The 14,012-nt window shown below is 27.3% G+C and carries 14 protein-coding genes; 2 read left to right on the forward strand and 12 right to left on the reverse strand.

The genetic code is table 11. From position 1 onward, the window contains the following. Nucleotides 1-83: 83 nt before the first annotated feature. Entirely contained in the window at nt 84-497 is a 414-nt protein-coding gene (locus AC2TEO_RS05005) for a type IV pilin protein (RefSeq protein ID WP_442267061.1), read from the forward strand. On the opposite strand, the gene AC2TEO_RS05010 is transcribed toward AC2TEO_RS05005, so the two are convergent. The 6 genes from AC2TEO_RS05010 to AC2TEO_RS05035 are packed head-to-tail and all read right to left on the reverse strand — an operon-like array spanning nt 494 to nt 5,512. Continuing rightward, nucleotides 494-1,621 carry a type II secretion system F family protein gene (locus tag AC2TEO_RS05010; protein WP_442267062.1) on the reverse strand — a complete coding sequence of 376 codons (1,128 nt, stop codon included), beginning with the start codon at nt 1,619-1,621 and terminating at the stop codon, nt 494-496. The genes AC2TEO_RS05005 and AC2TEO_RS05010 overlap by 4 nt on opposite strands. A gap of 4 nt (nt 1,622-1,625) precedes the next feature. Next, nucleotides 1,626-2,075 carry a PulJ/GspJ family protein gene (locus tag AC2TEO_RS05015; protein ID WP_442267063.1) on the reverse strand — a complete coding sequence of 150 codons (450 nt, stop codon included), beginning with the start codon at nt 2,073-2,075 and terminating at the stop codon, nt 1,626-1,628. After that, nucleotides 2,062-2,403, reverse strand: coding sequence for a hypothetical protein (locus tag AC2TEO_RS05020; protein WP_442267064.1), 342 nt, complete (start codon nt 2,401-2,403; stop codon nt 2,062-2,064). Before AC2TEO_RS05020 ends, AC2TEO_RS05015 begins: the two co-directional genes overlap by 14 nt. After that, the gene (locus AC2TEO_RS05025; protein ID WP_442267065.1) at nt 2,391-3,644 is read right to left on the reverse strand and encodes a hypothetical protein; all 1,254 of its coding nucleotides are present in this window, start codon (nt 3,642-3,644) and stop codon (nt 2,391-2,393) included. Before AC2TEO_RS05025 ends, AC2TEO_RS05020 begins: the two co-directional genes overlap by 13 nt. Further along, entirely contained in the window at nt 3,644-4,099 is a 456-nt protein-coding gene (locus AC2TEO_RS05030) for a hypothetical protein (protein ID WP_442267066.1), read from the reverse strand. Before AC2TEO_RS05030 ends, AC2TEO_RS05025 begins: the two co-directional genes overlap by 1 nt. A gap of 3 nt (nt 4,100-4,102) precedes the next feature. Beyond that, on the reverse strand, nt 4,103-5,512 hold the full coding sequence (locus AC2TEO_RS05035; protein WP_442267067.1) for a GspE/PulE family protein: 1,410 nt from the start codon (nt 5,510-5,512) through the stop codon (nt 4,103-4,105). Between the two features lie 94 nt (nt 5,513-5,606). Between AC2TEO_RS05035 and AC2TEO_RS05040 the strand changes: the two genes are divergently transcribed. Next, complete coding sequence (locus AC2TEO_RS05040; protein ID WP_442267068.1) at nt 5,607-5,783, forward strand: hypothetical protein; 177 nt, start codon at nt 5,607-5,609, stop codon at nt 5,781-5,783. A gap of 407 nt (nt 5,784-6,190) precedes the next feature. Here the strand turns inward: AC2TEO_RS05040 and AC2TEO_RS05045 are convergent, their stop codons facing one another. The 6 genes from AC2TEO_RS05045 to AC2TEO_RS05070 all read right to left on the reverse strand — a co-directional run bounded on the left by AC2TEO_RS05045 (nt 6,191) and on the right by AC2TEO_RS05070 (nt 14,009). Continuing rightward, entirely contained in the window at nt 6,191-7,900 is a 1,710-nt protein-coding gene (locus AC2TEO_RS05045) for a hypothetical protein (protein ID WP_442267069.1), read from the reverse strand. An 89-nt stretch (nt 7,901-7,989) separates the two neighbouring features. Next, the gene (locus tag AC2TEO_RS05050) at nt 7,990-8,514 is read right to left on the reverse strand and encodes a hypothetical protein (protein ID WP_442267070.1); all 525 of its coding nucleotides are present in this window, start codon (nt 8,512-8,514) and stop codon (nt 7,990-7,992) included. Between the two features lie 79 nt (nt 8,515-8,593). Beyond that, nucleotides 8,594-9,955 (reverse strand): hypothetical protein, encoded by a 1,362-nt coding sequence (locus AC2TEO_RS05055; RefSeq protein WP_442267071.1) that lies wholly within the window; start codon nt 9,953-9,955, stop codon nt 8,594-8,596. Between the two features lie 27 nt (nt 9,956-9,982). Continuing rightward, a complete protein-coding gene (locus AC2TEO_RS05060; RefSeq protein ID WP_442267072.1) occupies nt 9,983-11,218 on the reverse strand; it encodes a DUF6638 family protein in 1,236 nt (411 codons plus the stop codon). A gap of 2 nt (nt 11,219-11,220) precedes the next feature. Next, nucleotides 11,221-11,868 (reverse strand): hypothetical protein, encoded by a 648-nt coding sequence (locus tag AC2TEO_RS05065; RefSeq protein WP_442267073.1) that lies wholly within the window; start codon nt 11,866-11,868, stop codon nt 11,221-11,223. 179 nt (nt 11,869-12,047) lie between these two features. After that, nucleotides 12,048-14,009 (reverse strand): AAA family ATPase, encoded by a 1,962-nt coding sequence (locus AC2TEO_RS05070; RefSeq protein WP_442267074.1) that lies wholly within the window; start codon nt 14,007-14,009, stop codon nt 12,048-12,050. Nucleotides 14,010-14,012: the final 3 nt, after the last annotated feature.

Genomic DNA, 14,012 nt, shown 5'->3' on the forward strand with positions numbered 1-14,012 from the left:
AGTTTTTTTTATTAAAATCGGATGTAAAAGTATAAAATAATTTCTTTTTTATAATTTTGTCTTTATTAAAAAATAGTATTGATATGAAATTGATTTTTTTAAACAAAAAAACTGATGCTTTTAACTTGCAAGAGTTATTAGTTGTAATGGTAATTATTGGTATTTTAGTATTAATAGCTATGCCTAACTTAATGATACAAGTTAACAGAGCTAAAAGTACAGAAGCCAAAATGCAATTATCTCACTTATATGGTTTACAAAGAGATTATTACTATATAAACTCTAAATATTCTAATAATTTCAATGATATTGATTTTGAGCCACCTACAGCAAATAGTTCTGGAAATAATGTATACTATAACTATGAAATCATTGAAGCTTCTAAAAATTCATTTAAAGCAAGAGCTACTGCTATTGATGATTTTGACGGTGATGGTATTAAAAATGTTTGGGAAATAGATCAAGACAAAAACTTAAAAGAAGTTATTAAAGATTAACTTATAACAGTACTTAGATTAAACATTGGAATGTACATGGCTACTAATATCGTTGCTATTACTGCTCCTAAAAACAAGATAATTACCGGCTCTAAAACAGAACTTAACATTTTAGATCGGTATTCTATATCTTTTGTGTACTGCTCCGTAAGTCGTTGAAAAATCACATGATTCTGATTAGTTTCTTCTGCCACCTTTATTAGAGCTCCCATTTTACTATCGAATATACTATGTTTATTAATACTTTCAGACAAGGATTTACCCAATAGAATGTCTTTTTCAATTTTTTTTAAAGCCTCTTGTAATGGGTAAAAAACAATCATTTTTTGAGTTAATTGAATTCCATTTAACAAAGGTACTTTTGCTCCTATTAATAACGTTATTGCTTGTGTAAATTGAGCAATTTTCACTTTTCTGAAAAATTCTCCTACAAAAGGTGTTTTTAAAATAAAAAGTGCTGAAAATTTCCTGTACCATATTTTGCCAGAAAAGATTCTTCTAAAAATTAAAAGACCAATAAGGAGGACTAGTATCACCCAATAATAATCTCTAAAGAAATTTGATGCGTTTATAATTTGACTTGTAATCCAAGGTAATTCTACTTTATTCTGTTTAAAAATATCAGCAAACATAGGCACTACAAATTGCATCATAAATAGCACTGCAAAAAAAGCAGTTATTAATATAATTAAAGGGTATGAAAGAGCATTAATTACATTACGTCTTTGTTCATTTCTCTGTTTATAAAATATACTTAACTCTTCTATTACTCTATTTAAGGTTCCTGTTTTCTCACCTATCTGTACTGAATAATATTCATAATCTGAAAATACATTTCTTGCTCTTAATGCTTCAGAAAAATTCTTCCCTAAAATTAAATCATTAATAATATTTTGAAATAAATTGACATCAAATTCTTTCTTTTGTTCTTTTAAAATTAAATCTAACGCATCTTTTAGCTCTAAACCTGCTTGTAATAAAACATACAGTTCAGTATAAAATGCTTCTCTTTTTTTATTAGAAAACGCACTTCCAAATAAAGTAATCTCTTTTTTTAATAGGCTATCAATATCAAAACTTTTATCTTCTTTTTCTTGTTTAGCTTTTTTTATTTCAAATCCCATAATACTACTTATTTAAGTAAAAAGTTGCATCCTTTTGTAAAAAAACAAAAGTAGGTCTATTTTTTAACTCTTTTATTTCAAAACGCATTCCATCTACAGCACCTTGCTTTACTTTATTTCCGTCTAAAAACAACGTAGTGTTCTTTAAACTTAACTGAAATGAATCTTTATTTCTTAAAACAAAAGTTTGCTCTATTTCATAAGTCACAGAATCTAAAGCATTTTTAAATTTTAAATATGAGTTTTGTTTTTCTATATTTCTGAAAGTATTAAAATCTTTCATAAGCACTTTTTCTAGACGTGTTAATTCTTCTTTAATATAAATCCGTTTTTCTATATTTCTAATTTGCCTCTTCACCATTGACAAAGCCATAAAAGCTAGTGAAACCACAATAGTAGATATCACCATAACTACAATTAATTCAGTAAGTGTAAAAGCATTAATCTTCTTCATTTACTATAATTTTTTTTACTAAAATTTTATTATTTCTTTTCGATGTTATTTCAAAATTCATCCAGTTTACACCATCTTCTTCCTCTGAAAAAACAACGTAAGTAAATTTACTATCATTTATATTATAAGGAACAATAATTTTTTCATTCTGATACTGATAAATTAGTTCATTCAATAAAGCATTATGCTCATGAGTTTCTTTTGTTGCTAAGTTTTTCATTAAATTGGTTAGTATCATCATAGCAATACCAAAAACTAGAATTATAATTACTGTTGCAACAAGTACTTCATTTAACGATGATGCTTTTATTTTTTTTAGTATAACCATTTAGCAATCGATTTTTCCTTTGTTTGAACACCTAAACCAACATATTGATCTACTAAATTATTAGTATTTATATTACCATTATATATATGATTGATATACTTACTTCCTGATTGTAATGCTACGAAATTATCTGTATACACCTCTCCAGTTACATTTCCTAAGAGCTCAATATTTCCTTCACAATATATTTCTCCTATTATTTGAACTTTATCTTTAATCTTTATTTGAGGCCAAAAACTCTTTTCCTTCAAATCACTTTTTAAAAACACAATTACACCTTTTACATCACTTTTAGTATCAATAAAAATCCCATCTTCATTTTCTATTTTTTGATTTTTATATGTCATAATTAAAGCTGAAGGATATTTAAGCTTAACACTCTCTTCAATATGAATACGTTTTGTTGAAAAAGCCTGAACATTTCCTTTAAAACCAGACTGTATTTCTATTTCTGGAGCTATTAAAATAACATCTTCTAAAACTGCTGTTTTTTTTACAATAATTTTTGTATCTGAAGTAATTACTATATTTCCTTTTAATGAAATTTCTTCAAGTTGAATTGTTTGATAATCCCTATAATATAATGTTTCATTATAAAATGATTGCACTATTTTCAATTCACTATTCAACTCTAAATTTGGTTCTATTTCTTTATTGATAAAAAATCTTTCAGATATTTTTTTCAATCGTTCATTTTTGGGCAAGTTTGTGCTACTTCTTCTTGTTTCTCCTTGAATTAAACTTGTACCATAAAAAGAATGCCCTGCGATATTACCTGACTTAACTCCTCGATGAGATAAATAAGAGGTTCCTACTATTTTAGAATTCCCTACTAAAACCAAAGATGTATTATTATCAACCAGATAAATTGCTTTTCTGTTCTTCACTTCATTCCCTAATAAAGCTACTTTTTTAATTATCTCTTTGTTTACTTTAGAAGTAACAATAACTCTATCGAAAATCCCCCAATATTTTTGTTCTATAACAACCTCTTCTTGTTCATTTTCTGAAAACTTAACTTTTTCAACAGTATTTTCTTTTATATTTTTTATACTTAAATAACGAAATCCATTATCAGCCTGAAGTATAGCTTTTTGATACAAACTTTTTTTAACACTTAATTTCTGTTGTAAACTTACCAACTGTATAAAAGCAAATAAAATAATAAAAATAATAATTGCTATGACCAATACATACTGTAATGCTCCTGCCTTTACTTTTTTATTTAAATATTTAGTCATTATTTTTTGAATGTTTTATATTTTCCTTTATATAAAACTTTGATTTCTTTTTTAGTTCCTGAAATCAATTGTACATCTTCTTTTTTTGATCTTAAACGCATGATATATTGATTCCCATTTACAACAAGAATAAACGAAGTGTTTTCTTCACTAGCAATCATTCCTTTGTATTTTATAATTGGAAATACAAAAGGTTCATTTTTACTTATTTTTTTCTTTTTTACTATATTATTTTTAGAAGTTTTATGCAAAGTTCCTAAAAATGGGTCTCTTTCATGAACTGATACTTTATAAACCTCTCTTTTAGCAACAGTTTTAGTTTTAAATTTTTTATAACTAATTACTGGTATTTCTTCTTCTTGCTGTTGTGAATACTTAAAAAACTGAATACCTACAACACTCCATACAACAACAACTATAACTAATAATATATATGTTTTTTGTTTTTTTTTCATAAGCTAAGATATTAACAACGAATATACTTCATCTATAGATGTCACACCTTCTTTAACTAAATTTAAGGCATTCACTTTTAACGTGCTAATGTTATTATCTATCAAATAATCTTCTATTTCAGACTGTTCTTTTTTAATGGCTTTTTCAATAGGTTTTGTTACTGGAATAATTTCATAAATTGCTTTCCTACCTTTATATCCAGTTTGATAACAATGCTCACATCCAACCGCTTTAAAATGCGTTTTTAAAAGTTCGCTTTCTACTATTTCTTCTGGAACATCTTCTTCGTTTACATCAATTCTCTCTTTACAGTTATCACATAATTTCCTTACTAATCGTTGTGCTATACTTACATTCAATGTACTTGCTATTAGAAATGAAGGAACTCCCATATCTATTAATCTTGAAATTGTTCCCCATGCAGAATTCGTATGTATAGTAGACAATACTAAATGACCAGTTAAAGCTGCTCTAATTGCCATATTTGCTGTGGCTACATCTCTTATTTCTCCAACCATAATAACATCAGGATCTTGACGTAAAAAAGTTTTTAATGTACTTGCAAAATCTAAACCAATATCTTCTTTTAACTGTACTTGATTAACACCTTCTAATGTGTATTCTATAGGATCTTCAATTGTTAAAATATTAGTATCTTCCTTATTTAATTCTTTTAAAGTAGCGTACAGTGTAGTCGTTTTCCCCGAACCTGTTGGTCCAGATATTAATATAATTCCATTAGGTTTTTTTACTGCCTTTTTGTACGAGTGTAACTCTTCTTTTGTGAATCCTAATTTATCTAATTGAATTGCTACGTTATTCTTAGATAAAATACGAAGTACTAACTTTTCTCCATGTAAAGTTGGTAATGATGAAACACGAATATCAAAATCTTCATATGCAGTTGTAATGTTTATTCTACCGTCTTGTGGCAAACGTTTTTCAGAAATATCCATTCCTGACATAATCTTTAATCGGTTCACTATTTTTGGATATTCATCAAGCGAGATTAAATATTTCTCTATTAGTTTACCATCAATTCTAAAACGGACTTTATTTTGTTCTTCAAATGCCTCAAAATGAATATCGCTACTTCCTATTTCTTTAGCTTCATGAATTATATTTAATAAAAAATCATCTGTATAATTTAAAGTAGATGTTCCTTTATTTCTCTTTCTGTAATTGTTCAGTAAAAATTTATTAATTATTTCTTTTTCTTCTTTTTCTAAACTTACTACGCTACCTAATATAACTTCTAACTCGTTTTTAAGATCAACTAAATCTTCTTTATCTGTTAAAAAAGTTATTTTTAAATCTGTTTTTATTTTTGGTATAATTCTATACTCATAAGCCAATTCAGATGAGATTAACTGTACTAAATCGGTAGACAAATCGAATTTTTTCTCTTTCATTTAAATAGTATATAGGTTCACTATATTAAATGCCAAATTTAACAATAAAATTAAAAATAAAAATAAAGATTGAAATCCTGCTAAAGGCACAGTTTTGTATTTCATTTTAGATTTCATAATCAAAAACAAAAGCAAAGAAAATAATTGTGAACTCACGAACAAAATTAGAAAGTTAGAAGTAGGAAACGAAACTGCTAAACCAAGAAAAAATAATAAATCTCCTAAACCTATCGCTAAAAAGAAAGATGATTTTAATTTAAACTTTATGTAAATCCATAAACATAAATTTAAAAATAACAGGAATGAAAGGTTAATTACAATTGATAATAGGTAAATTTCTTTAAAAGTTTTTTGGTAGAATAATACACTTCCTAAAATTATAAACACAAACAACAATAGAACATGTACTTTTCTTTCTTTTACATCTTCAAAAAAAATAATAATTAAAATTAGTAAATACAAGTATAACAATATGACAAAGTTTTATAAGCCTGTAAACTTAATATTTATTTTTTGACTTCATAAATTTATAAAAAACAATATCTTATATATTGAATGAGATTACTTTTTCACAATAAAAAACTTATTACATAATATTATTGTATGTATTCTACACCTTTAACTCGCTATTTTATTTTTTTATAGGAGAAATTAAATACACTATAAACAAAAAGTTTATTACTCCGTTTTCGATTCTTTTCCTAAAGCTTTTATAGAATCAATTTGCTTTTGTAATTTTTGTATTTGTAGTTTATTTTCTAATTCATTTAGTTTTGTACTCATAGAGTCTAATACTACTGACTTTTCTTTTTCGAAAAGTGCTGAGTTAATCTTAAAATAATCGTTAGATGTTTCACTCTCTTTCCATGCTTCTCCTAATTGTTCGAAAACATTTTCGTCCCATTTACTTGGGTGTTTAGCATCAATCCAAACTACATCTCTGTATTCACTATCAATTAACGCTAAATCTGGAGTTGCTGAACCATCAAAATTACTAGATTTATCACGAATTGCAGAAATTGTTCCTAAGAAAAACATACGCTTTCTTCCTGCAATATTTTTAATATATGGTCTAAATTCCACAGGTTTATTTACAGACCAATCAAACTCTTTTCTCGACTCAATAACTTTTAAAGGCATTGCTGAAACTCCTGCATATCCTTGTTTTTTTGCTGCATGATCGTAGTAATATAATTTATCTGTTCCATCGGCAGGAATGAACACACTAAAACTTAAACTTGTTCGCTCATCACCAACAGGTTCTAATCCAAACCAATGATATAATCCACTATACGCATCTAAACTAGTATCAGAAAAATCAAAATCTGTTACAAATGGTTGTTGATTTTGATCATCTTCTAAATCTGGAATTTTAACTGCTGTTTTCATATTCCATGGTAAAGGATCGCTAAATCCGCCTAAAAATTTTAAAGATTCTGCTTGTAAACGAGAAACTTTTTCTGCTAAAGTGTTTTGACGTGTTAAAAATGGATATTTCTTCATGTCTTTTGGTGCTATAAAAGTTCCTTTTCCAAAGAAAATACGTTCTACATAATCATTAAAATCATGTGCTCCATTATCAATAATCATTACACCACCAAAAGTAGGATATGGAAAAAAGAAACCTTTCCATTTTATTAAACTTACTACTTGAACCCAAGCTCCTTTATCGTTTTTCATATAATAGGTATCACTTGGTTCCATCGTGAATAACTGAAAAATATTGAAACGTTGAACAACAGCATTGTATGTGTTTCTACTAAATTTTAAAGATTCACCAATTGAAAAAGTAACTGGAATTCTGTTTTCACTAGAAAACCTTGGAAAAGGTGTTGTACTAGATACTGCAAAAACTTCTTCAGTGTTATCCGTCATTCCTTGCCAAGCGTATTTCTCTGTAGGCTGAATTGCCATCGTCCATTTATTTACAGAATCTATACGAACTAAATGAGGTAATGATACATCTTTTGTTTCTCCTACAGACTCATTTGCCATAGAAAAAATATTCATTAAAGGCTGTATACGTTCATTCTGAGTTAAAGGTAATTCACTGATTTCATATTTATTTAAATCGTTGAATACATTATATGTTTTAATATAATCGTACATTTTGTATTGCCATCCAACGAAATATAATATTCCAAAAAACACAATCATTCCGAATAAAGAAACTATTCTACCTCCAGCTCCTGCTGTTCTTCGGAATTTTCTGATTCCTAAAAACAATACAGTAAATGATAATAGAATTATAAAAATATATTTCCTAAGAAAAAGTAAAGCTGGCTGAAAATCGTCTCTTAATATAAATAAAGCTAATAAAATAACTAAAGTCCAAAATATGACAACGAACTTTTGTTTGCTTCCTTTATTCCAATATCTTTTGATCATTTTGTTAGATGTATTTGATTTTGATTTCGATTGAAGTCGATCTCAAATTATATTATGTAGTACTAAATTTTAAACTTATTCTGTTTAAATTATAAATAACCTTTGTCTTTTAAACGCTCTCTAGCGCTTTTCTTTTCTTCTTTAGGTTCTTCTTCTTTTTTTACCTCTTCTTTAACTTCTTCTTTAGAGTCTGACTTTAAATCTTCGATAAAATCTTTTCCTTTTTCTATAGTATTTTGAACTAAATCTTCTAACGAATCTGAATGTTCATCTATCACTTCAGCTGATTTAAATACTCCACCTGCAACATAAGTTCCTATTAAAGTTCCAACAATCATAGAAGCAAAAGCAGATATTGTAGCAATGTCAATTGGTATTAAAAATCTTACTACTAGAATTCCTATTAGGAAAAGTACAGAAACAAACACTAAACGCAGTAAAAAAGGCTGTCTATAAACAAATCCTTTTGTTTCAGTTGCTTTCATTTGTAATTCTTTTGAATTCATTAATTTATTAAAAAATCGATAAATTCCATTTCCTTTTGATTCTTTCCAATACCATACAATTCCGAATAAAATTGCAGCTACAAAAAGTATAATTTCTAGTGTTAGCATATGCTGTTACAAGTTTAGTGTTTGAAATAAGTTATTATTTAAAAAACTCTTATCATCAAACTTAGTTAATTATTTGTTTTTATGATGCAATGCTTCCTTGTAATTGAAACATTCCTGTTAGTTTCATTCCTACATGTAATTCAGAGAATCGCATATTTTCTTTTGCCACGTACATATCAATAGTAAAAAAGTCTTTCACATCATGATTTGTAATTAACCTAACATTCAATAAATAGCCTTTACTACTTTTATCATTCAAGAGATAACTCTCTTTAAAACTCTCTAATTCTCCTATAAAATCGAAACACCCATAGTTTGGTAGATCATTACTAGGCATATACATCGTAAAATCTTTACTATATTTTACTTCACTGTTTGAAGTATCATTATTATGAATATCTAGGACGAACACAATTCCACTTAAATTAATATTGAGCTTCTTTTGAGTTAAATATATTGCTCTGTTTTCTGCATAATCTGTAGCGAAATACCATAGTCCAAAAGTATCTCTACCTCTTCCTGAAACAATAGCTTCAAGATTATCTATATTTTCCCATTCAACAATTTCTTTTGTTTCAAAATCTAATTGATATTCTGTTTTTACTACTGGTAAAATCGTTTTAGGTTCACCTTGATGAGTTATTGCTTTAAAATTAACATCATCAAATTCTACTTCAGATATTGATAAATTATCTCTTTTTAATTTAGGTTCTTTGGTTAATGCAAAAGCGAAATATTCATGTAATATTTTACTTCCTTCTTCTGTTCTATATGTTTCAAAACCAAAAACACCTCCCCATGTATTACTTAAACTTAATGTATTTGCTTTTTTAACAATTATTCCTGATTCATTTTCAAAACTTGGTGCTGTGATTTCTATTTTATCTTCAAAATAATTTTTACCTTCAAATAGATTCGCCTTTAAAATATCATTATTCTCATTTGAAGTAAATTCTACAAATTCTCCATAATTAATTTTATCCTTATCAAAAACATAAGGTAAGCCAATTGTTCCTTTATGATGATTACTAAAGTTGTATGTGATAGAAATTGCTTTTAACTCTTCGTCTATATTTGCTATTTTATGATTCTTATCGTTGTTAAATTGAGAATGATAAAAAATGGTATATGAAACAATTTTGTTTTGTTTTAACAACTGTTCAAAACGTTCTTCCATTTTTAGTATTGCCATATCAGCAGACAATACATAAGAGCTATCATCTCCAACAGTATATAAGAAACCTACAATTTCTCCATCATTATTTTCATAAGCAGATATGGGCGCGTAGTTTCCTTGAAGTTGCATATTCATAAATAACTTTATATACTCGCTATACTTTTGCATTGAAAGAAAAAAATCACTTTTCTCAACCTTATTTTCTTTTGATTCTTTTTTCGATGAATCGTTTTTTTTATTGTTTAAAAAATCAAATAATCCCATACCAATTTTGCTTTTTCTTTTCTTGAATTAAATATTATTTTTAATTGTATGTATAACCCAATCTTTCATTGAATCACTCCAGTTTTTATATCGTTTGTAAAATTCTTCTTTATCGTACCAGTATAAAAATAAAATATCTTTTGGAGAAATACTTACTAATAATTTCCAAATTAAATCCTGTTCATTAGGTTTTAATGAAGAATGTGGACTATGTAAAGCTATGTAAACTTCCTCATCTACAATATCTTTAATCTTCACAAAAGTTCCTGTATTTTTTTTCTCTAAATATCGATCCACACTCATTACTTTTTTTCGAGCACTAATATCTATCTTATTTAAGTAACTTTTAAATAACATTGGATCTTCTAAAATATCTTTTATTTCGTGAGTTGTATTTTCTAGATGTTTAGAAAGTAAAAACTTTTTCACTCGTTCGTGTCTTCTTTTGGTAATTTCAGAATTAAGATCGAATTCAATAATTAAATGTGATTGTAATTTTTCAATCAACTCATTGTGACCAATATGATACATTAATACGTCGTGACTTGTATCTTTAATTGCTTCTTTATAAGCATCAATATCTTGAAATACTAAAATTGGAGATAAAAAACTTTTAATTACGAAGATTCCTCCAAATGCTTCTGTAAAAAACGAATCTACATTAAATGTAATATCTTTAATATCAATAATTCTTTCTCTTAAATCGCCATAGGTATTTGCAGAGTTTAATAGTTTTTGATGAATTTCTTCATCTACAAAATTATTATCTTTATTAAACAACTCGATTAATTCTAATTGTTCTTTTTGTGCTTTATCTAAATTATCTACCAGATGAAAACGTATGATAATATCTTTATATTTCAATACGTCTAAAGGTTCATAAAACACATCTATTTTTTGGTCAAAATCAACACAAATTGCCGAATCTCTAGTTATGTTTTCTATATTCGCTTGATGTGTTTTAAAAACATATTTCATTAACTCTCTATCGAATGAATGAAATGGATTATACACTGGTAATCCTTTTTGAAGCGGTGTAATAATAATACAATGAGGGTTGGCTTCTCCATTGTTTAAGTAATGAATTTCTCCTTTTTCTTCAGCAACTTCAGGACTCCACCCTATTCCATCAATAAAAAAAGATTCTAGTTTAGTAGCTGTAAAACCTAATTTTATTAAACACTTATTATAACGTTCTACTAATTTACCACTAATAGGAATTAATTCTCCTTTATATAAATCTGCTTCTTTTAATTTCTGCATTATTAAATATTTAAACTTGAAACTTGATGATAATGTTTCTGAGTTTCTTCAATTAATTCATTCCATTTTTTAATAGTAATAGCCTCTATATTACTTTCAATTAGAAGTTGTACGGCACTATCAATCGCTGTTTTAATTTTCTCGTAATTTGGAAAGTGCAATCGTTTATACTTTTTAATTGTTAACATATTACTATTCCATGTATATTCTTTTCTATTTATTTGGTTCAATCTTTCAAAAACATAGCCTGGAATGAAGCTATTTTTTTGTTTAGGATTAAACACTATTTGTATTTCAACCCATTGCTGTGGATGATCTTTCACAGGGAAAATTATAATATGATAACCTTTATAATTCCCTTCTATAAAAGTTTGATTATTACTAAATTTGTTTTTAAATATAAATTCTTGAAAAACCTTTTTTTTTAATAAAATCTTAGAATTTTTATTTTTTAATCTATCTCCGTATTTGTAACTTATCAAGCCAATTATAAACGTAAAAAAAATTGTTACAAAAAATAACATTATTACAAAAGGTGCAACTTCATTAGGATTATAGTTATTAAATAAACTAATACTAGATGGAATTACTACTAAAGGTAAAACAAGAAAAAATGCTGGTAAATAATGTCTTTTTAAAACTTCCTTCATTTTTTATCTTTTACTTTCAATGTTCTATTATATAAATTAATTAAAAAAGCTTTAATTCTTTTTAGTATTTTATAAATCAATTTAAAAAAACCATAAATAATAATCTCAAAAACAACTTCAATAAAAACAGTTCTTACAAATCCTATAAATAGTTCTAATAATAATATCATCTAAAAAAATTAGCTTCTTTCAAACTGTTCTCTAGCTTCCAGTTCAATATTCATCTGACTAATACGAGCATCTACTTTTCTCTTGAAGTCAGTATCTGCAATAGTTGCCACATTGTCTAAATAACGTACCACTTCTTGACGTCTAATTTCAGAAAAATCTAAACCTTTCATATTCGTTTTCATTAACTCTTTTAACATATTGAATTTCGTTTCATAATCCTTTCTAAAATATACTTCTGGATTATCGAACCAATCTTGTTCTAAATCAAAATCTGTTAAACGTAATGAAATTGCTGATTGTATATTTCTTACATCTCTTGAAGAGAAAAATGGAAATACTTTTTGAATTTCTTTATATAAACTTGCAAAAAACATATGTTGATTTGTACCATACTGTTTTTCAACACGATCATAAACCTCATGAACACGCTCCTCTGTAGGTTTTTCTATACTATTTAAAACATCTCCCATAGTTTTTACAAATCCTTGATCTCTCAAATATTCATAACCAGAAGGATCAGTCATGTTTACAAACTCTGGCATTGTTTTCTCGAATTTTCTCCACCAAATATGATCTTGATCTAAAAAATCATTTTCTGTTCTTGCACCATCAATTTTAAATCGACCTTGTACACGAGAAATTACAGCTTTATCTAACATTTCTGGTAAATTCGTAAACAATCCGATTGAACTATTCCCGTAATTTACTGCATAAGCTCCTTCTGTGTAACGTAAGAAAACCCCGATAACTTCTTTTACACCAGCTGAAACACCTTGTGCAGTTCGCTCTTGTAAATTATTTTCAGCATCATCAATAGGTGCAAAAATTAATTTCGTTGGATCTTGCATTGGTTTCATCCATTCTACCATTTTCTCTGCTGACCCTCCTTGAAAAGTAGAAATCAGTGTATCTGGCATTGGATGGAATAGAAATGGAATTTCTAAATTATCTGAATGTTCTTTTAATCGAGTAGCAATTGCTGCAATTAACATACTTTTTCCGGTACCAGGAATTCCGTATCCCATAAATACAGGCATAAAACCACCCAACTCTTGAAATGGATTTTTCTGAGCATCAAAATCGTAACTTAACATACGTTCTGTTAAACGACGTGCAAAATGCTTTGCATCTTTATTTCCTACGATTTGCTCAAACTGAATTTTATTAAACTCAACACTCTTTGCTGTTTCGCTAAATGTATTTTCCCATCCTGAAACTGCAAAGTCTGAATTTTCTAATTTATAGGTTCTATCCGTAATCGTTTCTGTATATTCTAAACTACTTTTTCTTAAATTGATTTCATCAATTAAAGCTTCAAAATACACAACAGTGAAATCTATTACATCTTTATCTGACTTAATGATGTCTGGATGTGATAAATATTTTTCATAATAAAACAAACAACATGAAATTCCTTTTAATGGTGTTAAAAAAGACACCTCTGGAATTCCAGCAAACTTCTGCTTCATCACAGACAAATCATCTGAAGCGTGTTCTTTTAAGTCGTGCAGTATTTTATATGATGTAGCAAATAACTGAAAAGCTGTAGCGGTTTGCATTTTACTTTCAAACTCTCTTCTTCCATTTGCATCTAATGCAGATTTTCTTTCAGATAAACTTGATAAACCTGATGCATCTGTAAAACTATCTTTAATCCAAATTCCTAAAGTTAATCCTTCTTGAACTGCAAATAAAGTTTGATTTAAATACACAGGAATAGCAATTGAATCTGGCAATAATCTTTTCTTTAATGCTAATATAGTTTTAGAAACAGATGTAATTTCTGAACTTCCACTTCCTCCTTTTGCCTTAGATAAAAACAATAAAATTGATTCATCTTTAGCATCTTTATCTTTATTTTTTGCTCGTTGACTTTGTTCCCATTGAATACTTTTTAAATATCCACTTGCTTCATCGCGAAGCACATCTAATTCATTTTGTTTTATAGGGAAAGTTGAGTTGTGTTCCATTTT

This window comes from Tenacibaculum aquaeponti (assembly GCF_057221555.1).

What these genes read in the sequence shown, in the direction of transcription:
- AC2TEO_RS05005 (WP_442267061.1), top strand. Translation starts at nt 84, where the DNA reads ATGAAATTGATTTTTTTAAACAAAAAAACTGATGCTTTTAACTTGCAA.
- AC2TEO_RS05010 (WP_442267062.1), bottom strand. Translation starts at nt 1,621, where the DNA reads ATGGGATTTGAAATAAAAAAAGCTAAACAAGAAAAAGAAGATAAAAGT.
- AC2TEO_RS05015 (WP_442267063.1), bottom strand. Translation starts at nt 2,075, where the DNA reads ATGAAGAAGATTAATGCTTTTACACTTACTGAATTAATTGTAGTTATG.
- AC2TEO_RS05020 (WP_442267064.1), bottom strand. Translation starts at nt 2,403, where the DNA reads ATGGTTATACTAAAAAAAATAAAAGCATCATCGTTAAATGAAGTACTT.
- AC2TEO_RS05025 (WP_442267065.1), bottom strand. Translation starts at nt 3,644, where the DNA reads ATGACTAAATATTTAAATAAAAAAGTAAAGGCAGGAGCATTACAGTAT.
- AC2TEO_RS05030 (WP_442267066.1), bottom strand. Translation starts at nt 4,099, where the DNA reads ATGAAAAAAAAACAAAAAACATATATATTATTAGTTATAGTTGTTGTT.
- AC2TEO_RS05035 (WP_442267067.1), bottom strand. Translation starts at nt 5,512, where the DNA reads ATGAAAGAGAAAAAATTCGATTTGTCTACCGATTTAGTACAGTTAATC.
- AC2TEO_RS05045 (WP_442267069.1), bottom strand. Translation starts at nt 7,900, where the DNA reads ATGATCAAAAGATATTGGAATAAAGGAAGCAAACAAAAGTTCGTTGTC.
- AC2TEO_RS05050 (WP_442267070.1), bottom strand. Translation starts at nt 8,514, where the DNA reads ATGCTAACACTAGAAATTATACTTTTTGTAGCTGCAATTTTATTCGGA.
- AC2TEO_RS05055 (WP_442267071.1), bottom strand. Translation starts at nt 9,955, where the DNA reads ATGGGATTATTTGATTTTTTAAACAATAAAAAAAACGATTCATCGAAA.
- AC2TEO_RS05060 (WP_442267072.1), bottom strand. Translation starts at nt 11,218, where the DNA reads ATGCAGAAATTAAAAGAAGCAGATTTATATAAAGGAGAATTAATTCCT.
- AC2TEO_RS05065 (WP_442267073.1), bottom strand. Translation starts at nt 11,868, where the DNA reads ATGAAGGAAGTTTTAAAAAGACATTATTTACCAGCATTTTTTCTTGTT.
- AC2TEO_RS05070 (WP_442267074.1), bottom strand. Translation starts at nt 14,009, where the DNA reads ATGGAACACAACTCAACTTTCCCTATAAAACAAAATGAATTAGATGTG.